Source organism: Streptomyces sp. NPDC050625 (assembly GCF_040654755.1).
Lineage (GTDB): Bacteria > Actinomycetota > Actinomycetes > Streptomycetales > Streptomycetaceae > Streptomyces.
In genome coordinates this window covers 119,021-141,313 of sequence record NZ_JBFAIQ010000022.1, presented here as the reverse complement: position 1 = coordinate 141,313, position 22,293 = coordinate 119,021, and the positions used below count along the sequence as shown (strand labels likewise).

Annotated in this window: 20 protein-coding genes and 1 pseudogene; 7 read left to right on the top strand and 14 right to left on the bottom strand. The window is 70.7% G+C overall.

Features of this window, described 5'->3' with window-relative positions; all coding sequences use genetic code 11:
- Positions 1-5 precede the first annotated feature (5 nt).
- Entirely contained in the window at positions 6-461 is a 456-nt protein-coding gene (locus AB0I54_RS35120) for an N-acetyltransferase (protein ID WP_363300300.1), read from the bottom strand.
- Between the two features lie 266 nt (positions 462-727).
- On the opposite strand from AB0I54_RS35120, the gene AB0I54_RS35115 reads away from it, so the two are divergent.
- The gene (locus tag AB0I54_RS35115) at positions 728-1,501 is read left to right on the top strand and encodes a response regulator transcription factor (RefSeq protein WP_363300299.1); all 774 of its coding nucleotides are present in this window, start codon (positions 728-730) and stop codon (positions 1,499-1,501) included.
- A 165-nt stretch (positions 1,502-1,666) separates the two neighbouring features.
- Here AB0I54_RS35115 and AB0I54_RS35110 read toward each other — a convergent pair whose 3' ends face one another.
- A complete protein-coding gene (locus AB0I54_RS35110; protein WP_363300298.1) occupies positions 1,667-2,164 on the bottom strand; it encodes a MarR family transcriptional regulator in 498 nt (165 codons plus the stop codon).
- An 89-nt stretch (positions 2,165-2,253) separates the two neighbouring features.
- Here AB0I54_RS35110 and AB0I54_RS35105 point away from each other — a divergent pair, with 89 nt between their 5' ends.
- Both AB0I54_RS35105 and AB0I54_RS35100 read left to right on the top strand, forming a co-directional pair.
- The gene (locus tag AB0I54_RS35105; protein WP_363300297.1) at positions 2,254-3,066 is read left to right on the top strand and encodes a trans-aconitate 2-methyltransferase; all 813 of its coding nucleotides are present in this window, start codon (positions 2,254-2,256) and stop codon (positions 3,064-3,066) included.
- The gene (locus tag AB0I54_RS35100; protein ID WP_363300296.1) at positions 3,066-3,452 is read left to right on the top strand and encodes a glyoxalase; all 387 of its coding nucleotides are present in this window, start codon (positions 3,066-3,068) and stop codon (positions 3,450-3,452) included. Before AB0I54_RS35105 ends, AB0I54_RS35100 begins: the two co-directional genes overlap by 1 nt.
- Here the strand turns inward: AB0I54_RS35100 and AB0I54_RS35095 are convergent.
- The 3 genes from AB0I54_RS35095 to AB0I54_RS35085 all read right to left on the bottom strand — a co-directional run bounded on the left by AB0I54_RS35095 (position 3,424) and on the right by AB0I54_RS35085 (position 5,820).
- Positions 3,424-4,038, bottom strand: a complete 615-nt coding sequence (locus tag AB0I54_RS35095) for a Uma2 family endonuclease (protein ID WP_363300295.1) — start codon at positions 4,036-4,038, stop codon at positions 3,424-3,426. The genes AB0I54_RS35100 and AB0I54_RS35095 overlap by 29 nt on opposite strands.
- A gap of 106 nt (positions 4,039-4,144) precedes the next feature.
- Positions 4,145-4,819: a TetR/AcrR family transcriptional regulator gene (locus AB0I54_RS35090; protein WP_263209629.1), complete on the bottom strand. Its 675-nt coding sequence runs from the start codon at positions 4,817-4,819 to the stop codon at positions 4,145-4,147.
- On the bottom strand, positions 4,816-5,820 hold the full coding sequence (locus AB0I54_RS35085; protein WP_363300294.1) for a fatty acid desaturase: 1,005 nt from the start codon (positions 5,818-5,820) through the stop codon (positions 4,816-4,818). The genes AB0I54_RS35090 and AB0I54_RS35085 overlap by 4 nt, the downstream gene beginning before the upstream one ends.
- A gap of 301 nt (positions 5,821-6,121) precedes the next feature.
- Between AB0I54_RS35085 and ppc the strand changes: the two genes are divergently transcribed.
- Positions 6,122-8,854 carry a phosphoenolpyruvate carboxylase gene (gene ppc, locus AB0I54_RS35080; RefSeq protein ID WP_363300293.1) on the top strand — a complete coding sequence of 911 codons (2,733 nt, stop codon included), beginning with the start codon at positions 6,122-6,124 and terminating at the stop codon, positions 8,852-8,854.
- 85 nt (positions 8,855-8,939) lie between these two features.
- Here ppc and AB0I54_RS35075 read toward each other — a convergent pair whose 3' ends face one another.
- From AB0I54_RS35075 to AB0I54_RS35045, 7 genes and pseudogenes are all read right to left on the bottom strand, one after another.
- Entirely contained in the window at positions 8,940-9,641 is a 702-nt protein-coding gene (locus AB0I54_RS35075) for an LPXTG cell wall anchor domain-containing protein (RefSeq protein ID WP_363300292.1), read from the bottom strand.
- Between the two features lie 161 nt (positions 9,642-9,802).
- Positions 9,803-10,306 (bottom strand): hypothetical protein, encoded by a 504-nt coding sequence (locus AB0I54_RS35070; RefSeq protein ID WP_363300291.1) that lies wholly within the window; start codon positions 10,304-10,306, stop codon positions 9,803-9,805.
- 52 nt (positions 10,307-10,358) lie between these two features.
- Positions 10,359-10,961 (bottom strand): aminoacyl-tRNA hydrolase, encoded by a 603-nt coding sequence (gene pth / locus AB0I54_RS35065; RefSeq protein ID WP_363300290.1) that lies wholly within the window; start codon positions 10,959-10,961, stop codon positions 10,359-10,361.
- Between the two features lie 107 nt (positions 10,962-11,068).
- Positions 11,069-11,665, bottom strand: a complete 597-nt coding sequence (locus AB0I54_RS35060; protein ID WP_363300289.1) for a 50S ribosomal protein L25/general stress protein Ctc — start codon at positions 11,663-11,665, stop codon at positions 11,069-11,071.
- 192 nt (positions 11,666-11,857) lie between these two features.
- Positions 11,858-12,838 carry a ribose-phosphate diphosphokinase gene (locus tag AB0I54_RS35055; RefSeq protein WP_363300288.1) on the bottom strand — a complete coding sequence of 327 codons (981 nt, stop codon included), beginning with the start codon at positions 12,836-12,838 and terminating at the stop codon, positions 11,858-11,860.
- Positions 12,839-12,971: 133 nt separating this feature from the next.
- Positions 12,972-14,420 carry a bifunctional UDP-N-acetylglucosamine diphosphorylase/glucosamine-1-phosphate N-acetyltransferase GlmU gene (gene glmU / locus AB0I54_RS35050; protein WP_363300287.1) on the bottom strand — a complete coding sequence of 483 codons (1,449 nt, stop codon included), beginning with the start codon at positions 14,418-14,420 and terminating at the stop codon, positions 12,972-12,974.
- 216 nt (positions 14,421-14,636) lie between these two features.
- Positions 14,637-15,262: pseudogene (locus AB0I54_RS35045) on the bottom strand (hypothetical protein).
- 166 nt (positions 15,263-15,428) lie between these two features.
- On the opposite strand from AB0I54_RS35045, the gene AB0I54_RS35040 reads away from it, so the two are divergent.
- Entirely contained in the window at positions 15,429-16,754 is a 1,326-nt protein-coding gene (locus tag AB0I54_RS35040) for a histidine kinase (protein WP_363300286.1), read from the top strand.
- Positions 16,755-16,807: 53 nt separating this feature from the next.
- Here AB0I54_RS35040 and AB0I54_RS35035 read toward each other — a convergent pair whose 3' ends face one another.
- Together AB0I54_RS35035 and AB0I54_RS35030 are read right to left on the bottom strand one after the other, a co-directional pair.
- Complete coding sequence (locus AB0I54_RS35035) at positions 16,808-17,302, bottom strand: SUKH-3 domain-containing protein (RefSeq protein ID WP_363300285.1); 495 nt, start codon at positions 17,300-17,302, stop codon at positions 16,808-16,810.
- Between the two features lie 91 nt (positions 17,303-17,393).
- Positions 17,394-17,945, bottom strand: coding sequence for a YwqJ-related putative deaminase (locus AB0I54_RS35030; protein ID WP_363300284.1), 552 nt, complete (start codon positions 17,943-17,945; stop codon positions 17,394-17,396).
- 288 nt (positions 17,946-18,233) lie between these two features.
- Here AB0I54_RS35030 and AB0I54_RS35025 point away from each other — a divergent pair, with 288 nt between their 5' ends.
- Together AB0I54_RS35025 and AB0I54_RS35020 are read left to right on the top strand one after the other, a co-directional pair.
- Entirely contained in the window at positions 18,234-19,223 is a 990-nt protein-coding gene (locus AB0I54_RS35025; RefSeq protein ID WP_363300283.1) for an SMI1/KNR4 family protein, read from the top strand.
- Positions 19,224-19,232: 9 nt separating this feature from the next.
- Entirely contained in the window at positions 19,233-22,076 is a 2,844-nt protein-coding gene (locus AB0I54_RS35020; protein WP_363300282.1) for an SUKH-4 family immunity protein, read from the top strand.
- Positions 22,077-22,293 lie beyond the last annotated feature (217 nt).

Sequence of the window (22,293 nt, the reverse complement as noted above, 5' to 3'; positions counted from 1 at the left end):
CCGGGTCAGCCCAGCTGCTTCGTCAGGGTGTACTCCGTGATCCCCGGTGGATAGTCGGGGATCACGCACACCACCTCGTAGCCCTGTTTCCGGTAGAAGTCCGGGGCCTGGAAGTCCCAGGTCTCCAGGCGGGCCGAGCGGCAGCCGCGGTCCTGGTGGGCGATGCGTTCCGCCTCCGCGAGCAGCCGGGAGCCCAGGCCCGAGCCGCGGTGGCGTTCGTCGACCCACAGGTAGGTGACGTGCAGCCAGGTCGTCCAGGTGTGGCCGACCAGTCCGCCCGCCGGCTCCCCGGCCCCGTCCAGGGCCCACACATGGAGCGGGGCTTCTCGTTCCGCCGGCGTGCCGCGCAGGGCGGCCAGCACGGGGGAGGCCGCCGTGTTGGTGTCCAGCAGCCGGGAGCGGAGAAGATCGCGCCTCGCCTTGTCGACTTCTGCCTCAATACGAAACATGCGGCACACCATAAACGCGCTGGACAGCCAGTTCTGCAAATAACCTTCCGCTCCGGGCCCCCGGTCGTACCCTGATGAACAGCACCGGTGGGGGCCGGTGCCGATCAGGGGGCGAGACAGTCGGGTACGACGCCCGCGGTGGGGGTAGCAGTTTCTGCACGGCGGCGGCCGTGCGGTTTGCGTCACCCGTACTCGTGGGGGTCGTACCCGCGCCGGTCGGCGTTCTCCGGGCGATGGGGTCTCCCCTGCTCCTAGTGGAGCTTGGGGAAGGGGGTTACATGGTTCGCATCCGAGTCCTGGTCGTCGACGACCACCGTATTTTCGCCGAGTCGCTCGCCGCGGCCCTCGCCGCCGAGCCCGACGTCGACGTCTCCGCGGCCGGCAGCGGTCCGGCCGCACTGCGCTGCATGGAGCGGGCGGCCGCCGAGGGCCGCCGCTTCGACGTGCTGCTCGTCGACGCCGACCTGGGCGGCCATGTGCCCGGTGCGCGGCCGGCCGTGCCGGTGCAGGAGGGCAACGAGGAGGGGCTCGTCGACGGCATCTCGCTGGTCGCGGGCGTCCGTTCGGCACAGCCCGGCGTACGGACCGTCGTCCTCGCCGAGAAGGACGACCCCCGGCGCGCGGCCCTGGCCCTGCAGGCCGGCGCCTCGGGCTGGGTCGCCAAGGACTGCTCGCTGTCCCGGCTGCTCAACGTCATCCGCGGCGTCCTGCGCGACGAGACCCACCTCCCGCCCGCCCTGCTCACGGGAGTGCTGCGGGAGCTGACGGCCGCCCGCAAGCACCGCACCGAGAGCGAGCGGCTGGTGGAGTCCCTCACCCCGCGGGAGCGGGAGGTACTGCGCTGCATGGTCGCGGGCCTGGGCCGCAAGGCCGTCGCCGAACGCCTGTTCCTCTCCCCGCACACCGTGCGCACCCATATGCAGAACGTCCTCGGCAAACTGGGCGTCCACTCCACCCTCGCCGCGGTCGCACTCGCACGCCGGGCCGGGGTGGGGCCGGTCGACCTGGGGCCTGCCGGGCGGATCAGGGCGGAGGAAACCAACAGCGCCTGACCAGTACAGGCGTGCAGGGTCGTGGGGGTGCCCCCTGTTCGAGCGCAGTCGAGACCGCGCCGACCAGGCCCTGACGACAACGCCTGGGGGTCCCCCCTGCTCGAAGAGCTTGGGGGAGTGCGTGCCAGACCCCGCGTCTCCGGCCTGATCCGCCCGGCCGGCCCCTCAGCCGGGGATGTTGTCGAACGGGGCGGTCAACTGGCGTAGCAGCGCTGCCAGTTCGCCGCGCTGGGTGCGGGAGAGTTCCGCGAGGATCGCCCGCTCCTGGTCCAGCAGGCCCGCCAGGGCCTGGTCGGCGCGGTCGCGGCCCTCCTCCGTCAGGCGCACCAGCACCCCGCGCCGGTCGTTGGGGTCGGGCAGTCGCTCGACCAGGCCCTTCTTCGTCAGGCGGTCGATGCGGTTCGTCATCGTGCCCGAGGTGACCAGGGTCTGGGTCAGCAGTTGTCCCGGCGAGAGCTGATACGGCGCCCCCGCGCGCCTGAGCGCGGTCAGCACGTCGAACTCCCAGGGCTCCAGCTGGTGCTCGGCGAAGGCCAGCCGACGCGCCCGGTCCAGGTGCCGGGCCAGCCTGCTCACCCGGCTCAGCACTTCGAGCGGTTCCACGTCGAGGTCCGGGCGCTCCCGGCGCCACGCTGCGACCAGCCGATCGACCTCGTCCTCCATGACGATCAGTGTAGTGGTTGTGTCGACATGAAGTCTCTTGATTTCAAGTCTCTTGACATCGAGATATATCGGCGAGGAGAGTGGAGGACATGACGAAGCCGACCTGGGACCCCGGCCAGTACCTGCGTCACGCCGGTCACCGCGCCCGCCCCTTCACCGACCTCCTCGCCCGCATCCCCGACCTGCCGGGCACCCGGCCCCGCATCGCCGACCTCGGCTGCGGCCCCGGCAATGTCACCGCCCTGCTCGCCGAACGCTGGCCCACCGCGCACATCACCGGCTACGACAACTCGCCCGACATGCTCGACAGGGCCCACGTCGACCACGAGGGGCCCACCTCCGGCGGAGGCCGCCTGGACTTCGCCCACGCCGACGTACGGACCTGGACGCCCGGGGAGCCGTACGACCTGATCGTCAGCAACGCCACCCTGCACTGGGTGCCCGGCCACGCCGACCGCTTCGCCGACTGGATCGACGCCCTGGAACCGGGCGGCACCTTCGCCTTCCAGGTCCCCGACAACATCGACGCCCCGCTGCACGCCCTGATGCGCGAGCTCGCCGCCACACCCCGCTGGAAGACCCGCCTCGCCGACGTCCTGCGCCACGAGGACTCCGTCCACGCCCCCGGCGTCTATCTCGACCGGCTCGCCCGCCTCGGCTGCGCCACCGACGTGTGGCAGACGACGTACTTCCACGTCCTGCGCGGCGAGGACCCCGTCCTCGACTGGGTCAAGGGAACGGGACTGCGGCCCGCCCTCACCGTCCTCGCCGACGACCCGGAGGCCCGGGACGCGTTCGTCGCCGAATACCGGGACCTGCTGCGGCAGGCGTACCCGAGCCAGGAGTACGGCACCGTGCTCCCGTTCCGCCGGCTGTTCGCCGTCGCCCGCAAGGAGGGCTGATGCTCGCCGCCGTCGACCACGTCCAGCTCGCCGCCCCGCCCGGCTCCGAGGACCTGCTGCGGGCCTACTACGTCGGCGTCCTCGGCATGACGGAACTCCCCAAACCGCCGACGCTCGCGGCGCGCGGCGGCTGCTGGTTCGAGGCGGGATTCGTCCAGCTCCACCTGGGCATCGAGCAGGACTTCCGGCCCGCGAAGAAGGCCCACCCAGGGCTGCGGGTGACGGACATCGAGGCGTACGCGGCCCGGCTGGCCGCGGGTGCGGCGCCGGTGACCTGGGACGACAGCCTGCCGGGCCACCGTCGCTTCTACTCGGAGGATCCGGTGGGGAACCGGCTGGAGTTCCTGGAGCCGGGGGCTACAGACGCCTCAGGGCGTCCAGCCTGATGTCGATGCTGATGTCGAAGGGCACGGAGAGTTCGAGCTTGTCGTGGTGGATGCCGGTGACCACATACTTCTTGGTCGCCGGGTCGAGCTCGTACGTCCGGACCACGGGGTGCTGATTCCCCTCAGCCATCTCGACGAGCCAGAAATGGGGGATTCCGGCGGCCGCGTACTTGAAGGGCTTGGCGTCGTGGTCACGGGCCTCGGAGTCCGGTGAGACGACCTCGACGGCGAGCACCAGGTCCTCCGCCCGGAACCGGGTCTGCTCAAGGCCGGTGACCGCTTCCACGCGGACGACACTGATGTCGGGTTCCGGAGCATTGCGGCGGTCCAGGACCACGGTCATCTCCCGCTCGATGCTCAGATTCTCCGGCAGTCTGGAGCGCAGGCCGTTCACCAGCAGTTCCATCATCTTGCTGTGGAAACGTCGCTGCGGACTCACGAAAACCAGGCTCCCGTCGATCAACTCGGTGTGCGGCGGGAGGTCCGGCAGGGTGAGCAGGTCGTCGACCGTGAAGCCCTCGGGCGGCGGCGCAGGCAGGTGGATGCCGGGCTCGGCGTCGTGTGCGCTGCTCGGCTCGGCAATCATGGTGATTCCTCCCATGAGCGGTATTCAACGGCCAGATACCCACGCTAACCGCCGAGACCGACAAAGGTCATCACATCGGGTGATCAGCACCCCGCGCCGGACACGGCTAGCTCTTCCGGTGCCCGATCAACCGCGGCTTCGGCTCCAGCCCGTCCAGCCCGTGCCACGCGAGATTCACCAGGTGGGCGGCGACCTCCGCCTTCTTCGGGCGGCGCACGTCCAGCCACCACTGACCGGTCAGCGCCACCATCCCGACCAGCGCCTGGGCATACAGCGGCGCCAGCTTCGGGTCGAAGCCGCGGGACTTGAACTCGCGGCCCAGGATGTCCTCCACCTGGGTCGCGATGTCCGAGATCAGCGAAGCGAAGGAACCCGTCGACTGGGGGATCGGAGAGTCACGGACCAGGATGCGGAAGCCGTCCGTGTACTCCTCGATGTAGTCCAGCAGCGCGAACGCCGCCTGCTCGCACAGCTCGCGGGGGTGGCCGGCCGTCAGGCTGCTCGTCACCATGTCGAGCAGCCGGCGCATCTCGCGGTCCACCACCACCGCGTACAGCCCCTCCTTGCCGCCGAAGTGCTCGTACACCACCGGCTTGGAGACCCCGGCCTTCGCCGCGATCTCCTCCACCGACGTGCCCTCGAAGCCCTTCGCCGCGAAGAGGGTGCGACCGATCTCAAGCAACTGCTGACGGCGCTCGGCACCGGTCATCCGGGTCCGGCGCGCTCGCCGCGGCTTTTCGGTGCTGGGGGTGCTGGAGTCGGTCGCCACGGCGTCAATCATGCCGCCTTCGCGGCCTTGACCCCCCGCCCAGAGCCGCCTTCCCCGGTGTTACGGCGCGAATCGATACGCGAGCGTGACGGCCAGCGGACGTCGTACGCCCAGCCGAACACCTCAAACCAGCGGATGATCCGCGCCGACGAGTCCAGCTGGCCCCGCTCCACACCGTGCCGCGCCGAGGTCTGGTCGGCGTGGTGCAGGTTGTGCCAGGACTCGCCGCACGACAGGACCGCCAGCCACCACACGTTCCCCGAGCGGTCGCGCGACTTGAACGGCCGCTTGCCCACCGCGTGACAGATCGAGTTGATCGACCACGTCACATGGTGCAGCAGCGCCACCCGCACGAGTGACCCCCAGAAGAACGCCGTGAACGCGCCCCACCAGGACATCGTCACCAGACCGCCGATCAGCGGCGGCAGGGCCAGGGAGAGCGCCGTCCAGTAGACGAACTGACGGGAGATCGCCCGGATCGCCGGGTCCTTGATCAGATCCGGCGCGTACTTCTCCTGCGACGTCTGCTCCTCGTCGAACATCCAGCCGATGTGCGCCCACCACAGGCCCTTGACCAGCGCAGGGACGGTCTCGCCGTACCGCCACGGGGAGTGCGGGTCACCCTCTGCGTCGGAGAACTTGTGGTGCTTGCGATGGTCGGCCACCCAGCGCACCAGGGGACCCTCGACCGCCAGCGACCCCATGATCGCCAGAGCGATCCGCAGGGGCCGCTTGGCCTTGAACGAACCGTGGGTGAAATAGCGGTGGAAACCGATCGTGATGCCGTGGCAGCCCAGGAAGTAGAAGAACACCAGCAGGCTCAGATCCAGCCAGCTCACCCCCCAGCCCCACGCGAGCGGCACCGCGGCCACCAGCGCGAGGAACGGCACGGTGATGAACAGCAACAGCGTGATCTGCTCGATCGAACGCTTCTGCTCACCGCCCAGCGTGGCGGAGGGGGTTGCGTCGGTCGCCTGCGGGGCGTCATCGATCACATCGGAACTCGTGGTCATGGGCGTCCCCTGTGGGGTCGAGGGTGAAGGGGGGTGCCGGGTCGCGGCGACCTAGTGGGACTGTACCCAGACTTCCCTACGGTTCCGTAACCTACGGCGACGTAAGTATGGCAGCGCGGTGTCCGGGGGCAAGAGCCCGTGAGCCAGCGCGTCCACATGGACACCTATCCTTGGAGTCGGTCGGACAGCGCGGTCCGCTCTGTTTTCTTCCCGGATGTACGGCCCGTATGCGGCACCTGCCGCGCGGCGGACACCGGGGTTCCCTCCCGGACGAGCTTCAACACTGCAAGGAGCCGCACCTGTGAGCAGTGCCGACGACCAGACCACCACGACCAGCAGTGAGCTGCGCGCCGACATCAGGCGACTGGGCGACCTCCTCGGCGAGTCCCTAGTCCGGCAGGAGGGCCCCGAGCTGCTCGACCTCGTCGAGAAGGTCCGCCGCCTCACCCGCGAGGACGGAGAGGCCGCCGCGGAGCTGCTGCGCGGCACCGAACTGGAGACCGCCGCCAAGCTGGTCCGCGCCTTCTCCACCTACTTCCACCTGGCCAACGTCACCGAGCAGGTCCACCGCGGCCGCGAGCTGCGCGCCCGGCGCGCCGCCGAGGGCGGCCTCCTCGCCCGCACCGCCGACCGCCTCAAGGACGCCGACCCCGAACACCTGCGGCAGACCGTCCAGCACCTCAACGTCCGCCCCGTGTTCACCGCACACCCCACCGAGGCCGCCCGCCGCTCGGTCCTCAACAAGCTCCGGCGCATCGCCGAGCTCCTGGAGGCCCCGGTCATCGAGGCCGACCGCCGCCGCCACGACATCCGCCTGGCCGAGAACATCGACCTCGTCTGGCAGACCGACGAGCTGCGCGTCGTACGCCCCGAACCCGCCGACGAGGCCCGCAACGCGATCTACTACCTCGACGAACTCCACGCCAACGCCGTCGGCGACGTCCTGGAAGACCTCACCGCCGAGCTGGAGCGCGTCGGCGTCAGGCTCCCCGACGACACCCGGCCGCTGACCTTCGGCACCTGGATCGGCGGCGACCGCGACGGCAACCCCAATGTCACCCCCGCAGTGACCTGGGAAGTCCTCATCCTCCAGCACGAACACGGCATCAACGACGCCACGGAGATGATCGACGAGCTGCGCGGCCTGCTCTCCCAGTCCATCCGCTACACCGGCGCCACCGAGGAACTCCTGGAGTCCCTGCGCACCGACCTGGACCTGCTGCCCGAGATCAGCCCCCGCTACAAGCGCCTCAACGCCGAGGAGCCCTACCGGCTCAAGGCCACCTGCATCCGCCAGAAGCTCGCCAACACCAAGCAGCGCCTGGCCAAGGACACCCCCCACCAGCCGGGCCGCGACTACCTCGGCACCGGCGAACTCCTCGCCGACCTGCGCATCCTCCAGACCTCCCTGCGTGAACACCGCGGCGGCCTGTTCGCCGACGGCCGGCTCGCCCGCATCATCCGCACCCTGGCCGCCTTCGGCCTCCAGCTCGCCACCATGGACGTCCGCGAACACGCCGACGCCCACCACCACGCCCTCGGCCAGCTCTTCGACCGCCTCGGCGAGGAATCCTGGCGCTACGCCGACATGCCCCGCGAGTACCGGGCCCGGCTCCTCGCCAAGGAACTGCGCTCCCGCAGGCCCCTCGCCCCCACCCCGGCCCCCGTCGACGCGGCCGGCGAGAAGACCCTCGGCGTGTTCCAGACGGTCAAGAAGGCCCTGGAGGTCTTCGGACCCGAAGTCATCGAGTCCTACATCATCTCCATGTGCCAGGGCGCCGACGACGTCTTCGCCGCCGCCGTCCTCGCCCGCGAGGCCGGCCTCGTCGACCTGCACGCAGGCTGGGCCAGGATCGGCATCGTCCCCCTCCTGGAGACCACCGACGAGCTCAAGGCCGCCGACACCATCCTCGAAGACATGCTCTCCGACCCGTCCTACCGGCGCCTGGTCGCGCTGCGCGGCGACGTCCAGGAGGTCATGCTCGGCTACTCCGACTCCTCCAAGTTCGGCGGCATCACCACCAGCCAGTGGGAGATCCACCGCGCCCAGCGCCGGCTGCGCGACGTCGCCCACCGCTACGGCGTCCGGCTGCGCCTCTTCCACGGCCGCGGCGGCACCGTCGGCCGCGGCGGCGGCCCCTCCCACGACGCCATCCTCGCCCAGCCCTGGGGCACCCTGGAGGGCGAGATCAAGGTGACCGAGCAGGGTGAGGTCATCTCCGACAAGTACCTCATCCCCTCCCTCGCCCGGGAGAACCTGGAACTGACCGTCGCGGCCACCCTCCAGGCCTCCGCCCTGCACACCGCGCCCCGCCAGTCGGTCGAGGCCCTGGCCCGCTGGGACGCCGCCATGGACGTCGTCTCGGACGCCGCCCACGCCGCCTACCGGCGCCTGGTCGAGGACCCCGACCTGCCCGCGTACTTCTTCGCCTCCACCCCGGTCGACCAGCTCGCCGACCTCCACCTGGGCTCCCGCCCCTCCCGGCGGCCCGACTCCGGCGCCGGACTGGACGGCCTGCGCGCCATCCCCTGGGTGTTCGGCTGGACCCAGTCCCGGCAGATCGTCCCGGGCTGGTTCGGCGTCGGCTCCGGGCTCAAGGCGCTGCGCGAAGCGGGGCTGGACACCGTGCTGGACGAGATGCACGAGCAGTGGCACTTCTTCCGCAACTTCATCTCCAACGTGGAGATGACCCTGGCCAAGACCGACCTGCGGATCGCCGAGCACTACGTCGACACCCTCGTCCCCGACGAGCTCCGGCACGTGTTCGACACCATCCGCACCGAACACGAACTGACCGTCGCCGAGGTGCTCCGCATCACCGGCGAGAAGGAACTCCTCGACGCCACACCGGTGCTGAGGCAGACCTTCAGCATCCGTGACGCCTATCTGGACCCGATCTCCTACCTCCAGGTCACCCTGCTCAAGCGCCAGCGCGACGCCGCGGCCAAGGGCGAACAGCCCGACCCGCTGCTGTCGAGGGCCCTGCTCCTCACCGTCAACGGCGTGGCCGCGGGCCTGCGCAACACCGGCTGACGGCCGCCGGCTGACGACCGACGGCCGACGACGTAGAAGTGCCCCCGTGCTTCACGCGAAGCACGGGGGCACACCCCTGCGGGCATCAGCCCCGGACGGCCTTCCGGCGCCGGAACACCAGATAACCGCCCGCGCCGACCAGCGCGGCCGCGACACCCGACAGCAGACCCACCGGCGCGCCGTTGCCCGTCTCGGCCAGACCGCCCGAGCCACCGCCCTGCTCGGACGGCGACGCGGCCGGCGCCGTCGACTCGCCACCGCCCGTCGACTCGCTCGCGCCGGGCGACGCGCTCGGGGACGCCGAACCCGACGGGCTCGCCGACTCACCGGTGGACGAACTCGGGGACGCGGACGGCGTCGTACCGCCGCCGCCCTCCGAGTCGGCGCAGTCCGTCCAGAACACCTTGTGCTTGGCCGCGCCCTTCTCGCCCTCGAAGTTCCAGAACAGCTTGTAGTGCCCGTCGGGCAGCGACAGGTCCTCGGTACGGCCGTGTCCCACGGCGTCCAGGGTGATGGCACCGGACTTCACGGTCTCGCCCTTCGGGGCGGCCGTCGGAGCCCACGCCTCGATGTGCCAGTCGACCTCCTGCACCCCGTCGAAACCGAAGGCGTCCAGGTAGAACGTGCAGACGTGCGGTTCGTTGCGGCGCAACTCCTCGCCCGTCTTCGCATCGTGGATCTTCACTGTGCCGTTGTCACCCGGAGCGGTGGCATGGGCGGAGGGGGCGGCGAACAGCGCGGCCGCCGCGACGGCGCACACGGCGCCGGCGCGAGTGAGGGTACGCATGGGGCAGTCCATCTTCGAGTTACGGACGGGAAGATGTGGAGGGGGCAGCTCAGCATCCAGCCCCGGCTGATCCGTGGTCAATCACGAATACGCAACACTCAGATCTGCCACAGGGCCCACAAGGCTCACAGAACTCACAGAACTCACAGGGCTCACAGGGCTCATAGCGCCAGGAACGCCACCGTCAGCAGCACGGCCCCCGACCCCGCCAGCACCCACGCCGGCCGTGTCAGCCGCAGCCCGCCCGCCACGACGACCGAGGCGAGCAGCAGAGCCCCGCCCAGCGGAACCCACGCATACAGGATCCCCGCGGGCCCCGACCGTACGACATCATCCGTACCGGGCTTCACGATGACCGCGTACGTCTGTCCCTTGCGCACCGCCACCGGCTCCTGGATGAAGACACGGTCCCGCGCCGTCGCCCCCGGCGAGACCGGCGTGAACGGCCCCGAACACGTGTCCCGGTCGCACTGGGTCACCCTGATCGTGCCGTGCTCCCGGCCCTTCGTCAGCATCACGTGCTGCGCGGTGCCCCAGGAACCCCACACACCCGCGACCAGGATCAGCACGGCGACCGCACCCATCACCGCGAACCGCCCGAACCGCACCGCGGCGGCCGAGGCCTCACGGGAAGAGATGGCAATGGCAGGCATGGCCGGGATCATTGGCCATGCCCGTCCGATCGGTCAACTCCCGCCCGCCCCCCAGCCGGACAAGTCAGGAGTTGTACGAGCTTTGCGCCCGCTCGAGACCCTCGATCACCAGACACTCCACCGCGTCCGCCGCCCGGTCCACGAAGTAGTCCAGCTCCTTGCGCTCCGCCGACGAGAAGTCCTTCAGCACGAAGTCGGCCACCTGCATACGACCCGGCGGCCGCCCGATCCCGAACCGCACCCGGTGGTAGTCCGCACCCATCGCCTTCGTCATCGACTTCAGCCCGTTGTGCCCGTTGTCCCCGCCGCCCAGCTTCAGCCGCAGGGTCCCGTAGTCGATGTCCAGCTCGTCGTGCACCGCCACGATGTTCGCCACCGGCACCTTGTAGAAGTCCCGCAGCGCATTCACCGGACCGCCCGACAGGTTCATGTACGACATGGGCTTCGCCAGGATCACCCGCCGGCTCGCCGGACCGGGCGGGCCGATCCGCCCCTCCACGACCTGAGCCTGCGCCTTCCCGGCACGCTTGAACTTCCCCCCGATCCGCTCGGCCAGCAGATCGGCCACCATGAAGCCGACGTTGTGCCGGTTCATGGCGTAGTCGGGACCGGGATTGCCCAGGCCTACGACCAGCCAGGGGGCATTGGCGGGGGTGGTCACGTCCATGTCTCCTTGATACGCGTCGACACGCGTCCTCGTTAAGTCCTTGATACACGCGACAGCCGCTGCCCCCGGCCGGGAACAGCGGCTGCCACGAACGACCACCGCGAGGATCAGGCCTCGGCGGCCTCTTCGCCCTCGCCCTCGCCCTCGGCCGGGGCCTCCTCGGCCTGCGCGGCCAGGACCTGGAGGACGACCGCGTCCTCGTCGACGGCCAGCGTCACACCGGACGGCAGGACGATGTCCTTGGCGAGGACCGAGGCACCGGCCTCCAGACCCTCGACCGACACCGTCACGCCCTCGGGGATGTGCGTGGCCTCGGCCTCGACCGGCAGCGCGTTCAGGACGTGCTCCAGCAGGTTGCCACCGGCGGCCAGCTCGCCCTCGGCGTGCACCGGAATCTCGACCGTGACCTTCTCGCCACGCTTGACCAGCAGCAGGTCGACGTGCTCCAGGAAGCCCTTGATCGGGTCACGCTGCACGGACTTCGGGATCGCCAGCTCGTTGGACTTGCCGTCGATGTCCAGGGAGATCAGGACGTTCGGCGTACGCAGCGCGAGCAGCAGGTCGTGGCCCGGAAGGGTGAGGTGCAGCGGGTCGGAACCGTGGCCGTACAGCACACCGGGAACCTTCGACTCACGGCGGATACGACGGGCGGCACCCTTGCCGAACTCGGTACGGGTCTCGGCGGAGATCTTGACCTCGGACATGATCACTCCTCGTAGAGATAGACACGGACGTGGTTACCCGGCCACGAACGGCCTGCTACGAAGAGCGCGTCGATAACGGACCGCCGTACCCCGTCACAGAACGGGAACGGCCTCCCTCGCCGAGCAACTGAAGCAGTCTACTCGGCGAGGGAGGCCGCAGAAAAATCGATCAAGCCCGAAGGCGAACAGAGATCACTGCTCGTCGAACAGGCTAGTCACCGAACCGTCCTCGAACACCTCACGCACCGCACTCGCGATCGTCGGCGCGATCGACAGCACCGTCAGCTTGTCCAGGTCCCGGCCCAGCTCACCCGGCGTCGGCAGCGTGTTCGTGAACACGAACTCACTCACCCGCGAGTTCTTCAGCCGGTCCGCCGCCGGACCCGACAGCACACCGTGCGTCGCCGTCACGATGACGTCCTCCGCACCGTGCGCGAACAGCGCGTCCGCCGCCGCACAGATCGTGCCACCGGTGTCGATCATGTCGTCCACCAGCACACACACCCGGCCCCGGACCTCACCCACGACCTCGTGGACGGTCACCTGGTTCGCCACGTCCTTGTCACGCCGCTTGTGCACGATCGCCAGCGGCGCACCCAGACGGTCGCACCAGCGGTCCGCCACCCGCACACGGCCGGCGTCGGGGGACACCACCGTCAGCTTGTCCCGGTCCACCTTCCGGCCCACGTAGTCCGCGAGCAGCGGAAGCGCGAACAGGTGGTCCACCGGGCCGTCGAAGAAACCCTGGATCTGGTCCGTGTGCAGATCCACGGTCAGAATGCGGTCCGCACCCGCCGTCTTCATCAGATCCGCGATCAGACGCGCCGAGATCGGCTCACGCCCACGGTGCTTCTTGTCCTGCCGCGCATAGCCGTAGAACGGCACGATCACCGTGATCGAACGGGCCGACGCACGCTTCAGCGCGTCGATCATGATCAGCTGCTCCATGATCCACTTGTTGATCGGAGCCGTGTGGCTCTGGATCAGGAAGCAGTCCGCACCACGAGCGGACTCCTGATAGCGGACATAGATCTCGCCATTGGCGAAGTCGAAGGCCTTCGTCGGGACGACCCCGACACCCAGCTGCTGGGCGACCTCCTCGGCAAGCTCGGGGTGGGCGCGGCCGGAGAAGAACATCAACTTCTTCTCGCCGGTCGTCTTGATCCCGGTCACAGCACTGTCTCCTCAGAGGTGTCTCAGCTGGGTGTCGAGCGACCTCTCGGCTGGGCGTGAGAGGCCGACTCAGCTGGTGGGGTGCGGGTATGCACTTATCACGGTACGCCGTGTTCGGCGCACCCGTTTCCGGTCAGTCCTCGCCGCCGCCCTGCCGGGACGCCGCCTCCGCCGCCTTCGCGGCCGCGCTGCCCGGACGCTTCCGGGCCACCCAACCCTCGATATTCCGCTGCTGACCGCGGGCCACGGCCAGCGAACCGGGCGGCACATCCTTGGTGATCACCGAGCCCGCGGCGGTGTACGCACCGTCCCCGACCGTGACAGGAGCCACAAACATATTGTCCGAACCCGTACGGCAGTGCGACCCGATCGTCGTGTGGTGCTTGTCCTGCCCGTCGTAGTTCACGAACACACTCGCGGCACCGATGTTCGAGTGGTCACCGATGGTCGCGTCCCCGACGTACGAGAGATGCGGAACCTTGGTCCCCTCCCCGATCGAGGCGTTCTTCGTCTCCACATACGTACCCACCTTGGACTTCAGCCCCAGACGGGTACCGGGTCGGAGATACGCGAACGGCCCCACACTGGCCTGCGGCCCGATGTGCGCCCGGTCGGCCACCGTGTTGTCCACCCGCGCGCCCGCGCCCACCTGAGTGTCCTTGAGCCGGCTGTTGGGCCCGACCTCCGCGCCCTCGCCGAGATGCGTCGAACCCTGGAGCTGGGTGCCCGGGTGGACGAGAACGTCCTGCTCGAACGACACGGTCACATCCACCCACGTCGACGCCGGGTCCACGACCGTCACACCGGCCAGCATCGCGCGCTCCAGCAGCCGGTCGTTGAGGATCCGGCGCGCCTCCGCGAGCTGCACACGGTTGTTGATCCCGGCGATCTCACGGTGATCGGCGGCGACCGAGGCCCCCACGCGATGCCCGGCCTCCCGCAGGATGCCGAGGACGTCCGTCAGATACTCCTCGCCCTGACTGTTGTCCGTCCGCACCTTCCCCAGCGCGTCGGCGAGGAGCTGCCCGTCGAAGGCGAAGACCCCGGAGTTGATCTCACGGATCGCGCGCTGCGACTCGTCGGCGTCCTTGTGCTCGACGATCGCGGTCACGGCACCGGAGGCGTCGTCGCGCACGATACGGCCGTAGCCGGTCGCGTCCGGGACGACGGCGGTCAGCACGGTGACGGCGTTGCCGTCCGCGTGGTGGGTCGCGGCGAGCGTCCGCAGCGTCTCGCCGCTGAGCAGAGGGGTGTCTCCGCAGACGACGACCACGGTTCCGTCGACGGTCCCGCCGAGCTCCTCCAGAGCCATCCGTACGGCGTGTCCGGTGCCGTTCTGCTGGTCCTGCACGGCGGTCCGCACCTGCGGGTCGACGCCGCCGAGGTGCTCGGTGACCTTCTCGCGGGCGTGTCCCACGACGACGACCAGCTCGTGCGGGTTCAACTCGCGGGCGGCGGCGAGCACATGACCCACCAGGGAACGGCCGCAGATCTCGTGCAGGACCTTCGGTGTGGCCGACTTCATACGGGTGCCCTCACCCGCTGCAAGAACGACGACGGCTGCCGGGCGAATGGCGCTCACGGGGTTGCCCTTCGGCTTTGGATGGGTGGGGGTGGACATCCGCAGGATACCGGGGCGTTTCGTGGGGGACATGGGAGCGGGCCCTGCCAGTGCTGGCAGGGCCCACATGTGCGCAGCTCCCCCATCAGGATTTGAACCTGAACTTAAGGGACCAAAACCCTCAGTGCTGCCTGATTACACCATGGGGGATGAAACTCGACCGAACCGGACATTTGGTCAGGTTGCCGAGTCGGCACCCCACACTATGCCGTACCAAGACCCTTCGATGCGACGGTACAAGTCGGCGCCCTTCAGGACTTTGATCACTAGGCAGCCCCGGTAGGTGTCGCCCACGTTCTTGCGGACCGTCTTGGGGTTGTGCTTCTTGAGAGTCGTCTTGTTGAAGGCGGAGGCGTCGGCGCCGACCAGGTCGGCCCAGTACCGTTCGGCACCCGAAACATCGGCGTTCGGGTCGCCGTTGACCAAGGTGACGCTCTCGCGGCGGTCGTGCGGCTTGTCCTTACTGTCCTCGGCCCAATAGAGGCCGACGCTCTTCGTCGCGCACGCGGAGCTTCGCCTCCCAGCCCTTCCTGGCGATGGCTGCCGCCTCTTCGTGGCTGCGCTTGCGCTCGGGCCTCGGCAGATCCCGCACCCACAAGGAAACCGAGCTCCGCGAACACCCGAGTTCCGCCTCGATCTGGTCGTACGTCCAGCCTTGCCTGCGCAGCTCCCGCGCCCTCTCGCACATGTCGTCCTTCGCCCGCGGGCGCTTCGTCCACTCCGGTGGCGGCTCCCCCTTCACCAGTTGGTTGAGGTTGCCGTTGTCCCTCGAAGTCCGTGTACTTGCCGGGTGAATGTGCCATGCGCCTACCGTCCGGCCGGAATGGTTGGTTCCGGGGTCGAACGGGCGTGGTTCAGTAGTTCGAGGGATACCGGGGGGTTTCGCAGTTATTCGATTACGGAGTGTGGTGTAGGCCAGTAGGCGAAACTCACCGGAAAAGCTCACCCCACCGCCCGTAGGCTGGACGCATGACCACGACGGGGGAAGAGCGCACCACGGCCCTGACCGGCCCGTGGTGGTGGGCGAGGTGGCGCAGCGCGGTACTCGACGGGAGTCTCGCGCTGGTGTCCGCGTTGGAGTGTGCGGCGGAGGGCATCCCCTTCGCCCGCGACGCGGGTATCCCGGTGTCGGTCGGGATCGTGTTCGGTCTGCTGGCCGGTTCGGTGCTGCTGCTGCGGCGGAAGTGGCCGATCGCGGTCGTGTTGGTGGCCATTGCGATCACGCCCGCCCAGATGGGTTTCCTGATGGGCATCGTCGGCCTGTACACGCTGGCCGCGGCCGAGCTGCCGCGGCGGATCATCGCGGCGCTGGCGGGGATGACCCTCGTCGGGACGATGATCGTGACGTTCGTGCGGGTGCGCCAGGACATGGCGCGGGGTGATCTGACCCTCGGGGACTGGTTCGTGCCGTTCGCCTCGATCACCACGTCGCTCGGGCTCACCGCGCCGCCCGTGCTGCTGGGGCTGTATGTGGGTGCCCGGCGCCGGCTGATGGAGAGTCTGCGGGAGCGGGCGGACAGTCTTGAGCGTGAGCTGCAGTTGCTCGCGGAGCGGGCGGAGGAGCGCGCGGAGTGGGCGCGCAACGAGGAGCGGACGCGTATCGCCCGCGAGATGCATGACGTGGTGGCGCATCGAGTGAGCCTGATGGTGGTGCACGCGGCCGCTCTGCAGGCGGTGGCCCGGAAGGATCCGGAGAAGGCCGTGAGGAACGCGGTGCTGGTCGGGGACATGGGCCGGCAGGCGTTGACGGAGTTGCGGGAGATGCTGGGGGTGCTGCGTTCCGGGAACGGTGCGCAGCGGCGTGCTGCGTCGGCGTCGGTGCCGCCGGCCTCGGTCGGGGTGCCGGTGGCGGAGCCGGAGGCGGATCCCCGGTCCGACGAGGACGAGGCCGCGGCGGAGGGGCCGTACCTGGCGGAGCTGGATGTGCTGATCGGGCAGTCGGCGGCCGCGGGGATGGTGGTGGATCTGTCGGTCGAGGGTGATGCGCGGTCGTATGCGCGGGCGGTCGAGCAGACGGCGTACCGGGTGGTGCAGGAGGCGTTGACGAACGTCCACAAGCATGCGGCGGGTGCGAAGACGCACGTGCGGCTGGCGCACCGGGTGTCGGAGATCGCGATGCAGGTGGAGAACGAGCCGCCGCCGGAGTTGTCGTCGGCGTCGGCGGCGCGGTTGCCGTCCGGTGGCAATGGTCTGCTCGGGATGCGGGAGCGGGTCATGGCGCTGGGCGGCGTGTTCGTGTCGGGGCCGACCGATGCGGGGGGTTTTCGGGTGTCGGCGGTGATTCCGGCGGTGTAGGCGCGCGGCGGGCGGGGGTGCCGCGCGGGGGTACCGGGTGGGTGCCGGTGGGGTCAGCCGGCGGTGAGCCGTACGGGTTCGATGCCCGCGACGAGTGCCGACAGGGCGTGGTCGATGTCGGGGCCGAGGTACCAGTCGCCGGTGTGGTCGAGGGTGTAGACGCGGCCTTCGGCGTCGATGGTGAGGAGGGAGTGGGTCTCGGTCTCCTCGCCGAGGGGGCACAGCTGGGTGTCGAGGGCGCGGCCGAGGTCGCCGAGGGTGCGGGCGAGGTGGAGGCCGTGCAGCGGGTCGAGGTCGAGGGCGGCGGGGGCGATCTGGCGGCCGGGGCCTGCCGGGGTGATGCGGAGGCCGCCGAATTCGGCCCAGGCCTCGACGGCCGCGGGGAAGACGGTGTGCCGGTGTCCGGCGGGTGAGGTGTGTTCGCGGAGGGTGTCGGCCCAGACCTCGGCCTGCTTGATGTCCCAGCGTCCGGGTCGCCAGCCGGCGGCGCGCAGGGCGGCGTCGACGGGTACGGGGAAGCGGGTCGTTGAGGTGCGGTCGGTGTGCATCTGCCCTTCGATCGTCGAGTCCGTTGCGTGGTGCGCGTGCTTGTGTGTGGGTTGTGTGCCGTTGCGGCCCCGTGCGATGTGGGTCCGGGGCTCAGCTGCCGTCGGTCGTGGGGTCGACGATGCGGACGCCGAAGTGGGCGCTGAGCGCGGTGCAGGCGCGGCAGGGTGCGGCGAAGCTGCCGTGGAGGGGGTCGCCGTCCTCGCGTATCCGGCGGGCGGTGAGTTTGGCCTGCTTGAGGGTTCTGCGGGCCTCGCCGTTGGTCATCGGCTTGCGGGCGGCGCGCTTGCTGCGGGCGGCGTCGGCGGTGGCGATGTGGCGGGATATCAGGAGGGTTTCGGCGCAGCGGCCGGTGAAGCGGTCGCGCTGGGTGCTGGTGAGGGTGTCGAGGAAGTCCTGGACGAGGGGGTGCAGGGGAGGGGGTTCGTCGCCGCGGGCGGCGGTGGCGGTGAGGGTGGCGCCGCGGACGGAGAGGGCGGCGGCGACGGTGGGCAGGATGCCGTCGCGGCGGTGCAGGAGGGCCGGGGCGTGCGGGGTTTCGGCGTGGCTCCAGCCGATGCGGGGGTCGCCCGAGGCGTGGTTGTGCCTGCCGCTGGTGCGGGTGTCCGTGTGTGGTCCCGTCTGCGTCGCATTCATGATCATCATCCCTTCCGGGCGTCCCCCGAAGGTCACAGAGTGCCAAATGCCGTGGCTGGTGCGGAAGCTGGGGCGGTGCGACACGCCCGGGTTTGGGCAGGCTGTCACGGCAGGGTGACGGCTGGTCACGGAAGTGGAGGCCCGGTGACCGGTGTCCGTGTACCGCATAGGCTGTCGGCACCGCGATGCGCGCGGTCAACGTGTCGTAGACGTTGCAGAGACAGTCGAATACGGACCGTCGCGTGCCACATACGGTGCGGTTTCGGTTCGTACAGAGTGCCGCAGGGGGCAACCGCCATGACGACAGGTCGGCTCGGGCAGCAAGCCGCGCCGCCGAACGCGGCCTATGCCGGGCAGGTCGTGCACTTCCCGGATCCGGTCCGGGCGGCACGTCACCCGAGAGGGGTACGTATCGATGAGCACGGTTACCCCGACTTCTCGCCCTACGCGCGCGCGGCCGCGGAGATCGCCGAACCGCCCGAGGGGTTCGGCGTCGACGAGTTGCGGCTGACGGACTACGTGTCGGCGAACGCGGCGTTGTCGGCGTCGGGGCACGACCTGTGGGACACGGTGCCGGAGGTGGCGACGCCGCACGGCTGGACGTGGCACCACGTGGTCGGTTCGCGGCGGCTGGAGCTGGTTCCGGTCGAGGTGAAGGCGTTGCTGCGGCACCACGCCGGTCTCGCGACGGCGCGGGTGGACCACGGCAAGCGGGGGACGCGGCCGTTGCAGGAGACGCGTCCCGCGCATGTAGGGCTGCCGAAGTCGGGCGTCGCGGTGACGGAGCAGCAGGTGCAGGGGGTCGAGGAGGACCTGGGGTACCGGCTGCCGGGTGCGTACCGCTCCTTCCTCAAGGCGGCGGGCGGGTGCGCGCCGGTGGGCACGGCGCTGGACGCGGAGCTGGGTCTGCTGGTGGACCAGCCGTTCTTCACGGTGCGGGACGAGGCCGCGGTCAATGACCTGGTCTATGTGAACAAGTGCCTGCGTGACCATCTGACGAAGGATTACCTGGGTGTGGCCTTCGTGCAGGGCGGGTTGCTCGCGGTGAAGGTGAAGGGCGAGCGGCTCGGTTCGGTGTGGTTCTGCGCGTACGACGATGCGCGGGACGTGGATCCTTCGTGGCCCCCGGCGGAGCGCGTGGAGCGGTTGCTGCTGCCGTGCGGTGACGACTTCGACGTGTTCCTGTCCCGGCTGGCGGGCAGCCCGCCGGAGTTGGAGACGGTGGCGAACCTGATGGTGGACGGCGGTTTCGCACATGCCGTTCCGGTCTCTTCCATGGGGGAGTGAGCTTCGGCGATGGTGACGTTCGCGCAGGCGCAGGAGCGCGCCGAAGAGTGGGTCAACGGGGACGTTCCGGCGTATCAGCACCGTGAGGTGCGGGTGCGGGAGTTCGACCTCGGTTTTGTGGTGTGGGGCGAGGACCGTGCGGAGGGGCCGCGTTCGGACGCGGGCGCCCAGCGGCTCGTCATCGCGCGGGACAGCGGTGAGGCGACGCTGTGGCCGGCGCTGCCGGTGGGTGAGGTGATCCGCCGGTACGAGGAGGAGTACGGCCGTCCGGACGAGGTCGAGGACGCGGTGCCGGCGCCCGCGGCCCGCGTGGATCTGAACCAGACGTCGTTCCTGCTGAGCCCGCCGGAGTGGCTGCAGGAGGCGGCGGACAAGCTGGGGATCCCGGACCGGCGCTCGTCGGACGGTGAGCTTCCGCAGACGCAGGCCGGGATGCCCACGGCCGCGGCCGCGGAGCCCTCCGCGCCGCCGGCCGCCGCGACTCCCGCGCCGGGGACCCCGGTCGGTTCCGGGGGCAGTGGCGCGGCGTGGCCGGCCGCGGGTGGTGGCGAGCCGGGCGGCGGGGCGCACGGTGTGCCTGCCGGGGCGACGCCCTGGGCCGGTACGGACACCAACGCGGACGCCGGTGAGGACCGTTCCGTGCCGCTGCCCGCGACGGTGTTCGCGCCGCCGCTGAGCGACTCCGGCGGCGGGGCCACGCCGCCGGACGCCAAGACGGCGCTGATGTCGGGTGGCAGCGGGCTGCCGCCGACGGCGGTCACTCCGGCGCTCGGCGATCAGGGTGCGCCCGGTGTGCCGCAGGGCAGCACGCCGCCTCCGCCTCCGTACGGCCATCCGCAGGGGCAGGCGGCTCCGGGTGCTCCGGGTACGCCCCCTCCGGGCGTACCGCAGGGCAGCACGCCCGCGCCGCCGCCCGCTCCGCCGGCCGCGCCCACGTACGGCTACCCCCAGGGGCCCGGCGCTCCCGCCGGACCGGGCACTCCGCCTCCGGGCGCCCCCGGTTACGGCTACCCGCAGGAGCCGGGCGGTGCCCCGGACGCGCCTCGTCCCCCGGCCGGTCCGGGTGGGCCGGGGCGGCCGCTGGCGCCCAACGCCAGTGACATCGCGGACGCCGCGACCAGCAAGGCCGCGCCGCCGCCGCGCCGGCCGCGGGGCCCGGTGGGCGCGCCGCCTCCGCCGCCGGGTGTTCCGGGGGCGCCGGGCGCGCGGCCGGGGAGTACGCCTCCGCCGCCGCCCGCTCCGGGTGCTCCGGGTACTCCGGGTGCGCCGGCGGGCGGGTATGTGCCGACCCAGCTGATGTCGTCGCTCGGTCCCGAAGGGCCGGAGGGTATGGGCGGTCCGGCCGGACCGGGCGTGCCGGGCGTGCCGACTCCGCCGGGTGCCCCCAACCCGCCCGGTGCGCCGGGCACTCCGGGCGGCACGCCTCCCGGCAATGTGCATCACGCGGCCACGGTGCTGGCCGACCCGTCCCAGATGGGCGGGGGCACGGGTGGGGGCGCACCGGCTCCGCCCGGCGCTCCGGGCGCTCCGGGTGCTCCCGGGATGCCCCCGGCGGGCCCCGGCGCTCCCCAGCCGCCGGGTGCTGCGGGGGGTGCGCGAGAGGCCGTACACCACGCGGAGACCGTGCTGGCCGGGCCGCCGGTGGCCGGGCCCGGCGCACCTCCGCCGCCACAGGCCCCCGGCGTGCCCGGGATGCCGGGCGCTCCCGGCATGCCCCCGGGCGCCCCGCAGCCGATGCCGCCGCACGGCGCGATGCCGCCGCCCGGACAGCCCATGCCCGGACAGCCCATGCCCGGACAGCCCATGCCGGGGCAGCCGGTGCCGGGGCAGCCCATGCCCGGGCAGCAGCCCCCTGCGTACGGCTATCCGCCGCAGGGGCAGCCGACGGTCGGCCCGGGGTATCAGGCCGTGCTGCGCTACCGCGCCCAGGACGGTTCCGAGCAGCAGCTGATCCGGCGTTCGGCGCCGGGCACGCCGCACCCGGAGTGGCAGATCTTCCACGAGCTGCGCGCCATGAACGTGCCGCCGGACAAGGTGCTGGAGCTGCACACGGAGCTGGAGTCGTGTGCGCTGCCGGGTGCCTACTGCGCGAGGATGATCCGGGAGCAGTGGCCGCAGGCGCGGATCACGAGCATCGCGCCGTACGGCACGGACCATGCGAGCCGGCAGCAGGGCATGCATCAACTGCTGGCGCACCAGGGTGAGTTGCACCAGGTGGCGGACGGTCCCGCGCGGCCGGCGCCGGTGCGGGTGCCGGTGCCGCAGGTGCCGCCGGCGCCGCCCGTCCCGCCGGAGGGGATCGCCCAGGAGCTGGCGGCGGCGTTCGGGCCGGGCGTGTTCCGGTTCGAGCAGGCGGCCGTGTCGCGGCAGGGCGTGCCGCCGGTCGTGGCGCACACGCTGGTGGCGGCCGGACTGCCGCTGGACATGGGGCCGTTCTTCTGGGCGCAGGCCCAGCCGGGCCGTCCGGTGCCGACGCTGGCGGAGCTGGCGCAGGAGCGCGGCGTGCAGTCGGCCCCGGACGCGGGTTCGTACCTGGTCATGGGCACCGACTTCGGCAAGGCGATCTGTGTGCAGTACGGCACGGCGAACATCGTCGCGGTCCCCGTGGAGGCGGGGCCGGGCGGTGCGCCCGTACCGCCGCAGTTCGTGAACTCCGGGCTGCCGGAGTTCGCGCGCTGCCTCGCGCTGCTGGGCCGGATGTGGCGGCTGCGGTTCGGTCTGAACCAGGAGCAGGCGGGCCGCTGGACCGTCGACTTCCAGGCGCAGCTCGCCTCGCTCGACCCGGCGGCGCTGGGTTCGCCGGAGAGCTGGTGGTCGGTGCTGCTGGAGCAGATGTGGGACGGGTTGCTGTGACTCGTATCCAACTTGTCTGACGTATCTGACGTATCTGACGCATCGTCAAGGGCAGGGCCCGGTCGTACGAATTCGTACGACCGGGCCCTGCCCTTTTCAGGTGGTGTCTCGCCATGTTCGTTGCTTATGCGTGGAGTGTCGCGTTATAAACACTTGCGCCTGATCCATAAAGATGTGCGCACCATCGTCGGTGCGTGTGGGGCAGGTGGAGAGGGGA

Bases quoted from the DNA above. Each gene is read 5' to 3' on its own strand.
- AB0I54_RS35040 (WP_363300286.1), top strand. From the start codon at position 15,429: ATGACCACGACGGGGGAAGAGCGCACCACGGCCCTGACCGGCCCGTGG.
- AB0I54_RS35075 (WP_363300292.1), bottom strand. From the start codon at position 9,641: ATGCGTACCCTCACTCGCGCCGGCGCCGTGTGCGCCGTCGCGGCGGCC.
- AB0I54_RS35115 (WP_363300299.1), top strand. From the start codon at position 728: ATGGTTCGCATCCGAGTCCTGGTCGTCGACGACCACCGTATTTTCGCC.
- AB0I54_RS35095 (WP_363300295.1), bottom strand. From the start codon at position 4,038: ATGATTGCCGAGCCGAGCAGCGCACACGACGCCGAGCCCGGCATCCAC.
- AB0I54_RS35020 (WP_363300282.1), top strand. From the start codon at position 19,233: ATGGTGACGTTCGCGCAGGCGCAGGAGCGCGCCGAAGAGTGGGTCAAC.
- AB0I54_RS35035 (WP_363300285.1), bottom strand. From the start codon at position 17,302: ATGCACACCGACCGCACCTCAACGACCCGCTTCCCCGTACCCGTCGAC.
- AB0I54_RS35105 (WP_363300297.1), top strand. From the start codon at position 2,254: ATGACGAAGCCGACCTGGGACCCCGGCCAGTACCTGCGTCACGCCGGT.
- AB0I54_RS35100 (WP_363300296.1), top strand. From the start codon at position 3,066: ATGCTCGCCGCCGTCGACCACGTCCAGCTCGCCGCCCCGCCCGGCTCC.
- AB0I54_RS35120 (WP_363300300.1), bottom strand. From the start codon at position 461: ATGGTGTGCCGCATGTTTCGTATTGAGGCAGAAGTCGACAAGGCGAGG.
- AB0I54_RS35070 (WP_363300291.1), bottom strand. From the start codon at position 10,306: ATGATCCCGGCCATGCCTGCCATTGCCATCTCTTCCCGTGAGGCCTCG.
- AB0I54_RS35030 (WP_363300284.1), bottom strand. From the start codon at position 17,945: ATGATGATCATGAATGCGACGCAGACGGGACCACACACGGACACCCGC.
- AB0I54_RS35090 (WP_263209629.1), bottom strand. From the start codon at position 4,819: ATGATTGACGCCGTGGCGACCGACTCCAGCACCCCCAGCACCGAAAAG.
- AB0I54_RS35110 (WP_363300298.1), bottom strand. From the start codon at position 2,164: ATGGAGGACGAGGTCGATCGGCTGGTCGCAGCGTGGCGCCGGGAGCGC.
- AB0I54_RS35085 (WP_363300294.1), bottom strand. From the start codon at position 5,820: ATGACCACGAGTTCCGATGTGATCGATGACGCCCCGCAGGCGACCGAC.
- AB0I54_RS35060 (WP_363300289.1), bottom strand. From the start codon at position 11,665: ATGTCCGAGGTCAAGATCTCCGCCGAGACCCGTACCGAGTTCGGCAAG.
- pth (WP_363300290.1), bottom strand. From the start codon at position 10,961: ATGGACGTGACCACCCCCGCCAATGCCCCCTGGCTGGTCGTAGGCCTG.
- AB0I54_RS35025 (WP_363300283.1), top strand. From the start codon at position 18,234: ATGACGACAGGTCGGCTCGGGCAGCAAGCCGCGCCGCCGAACGCGGCC.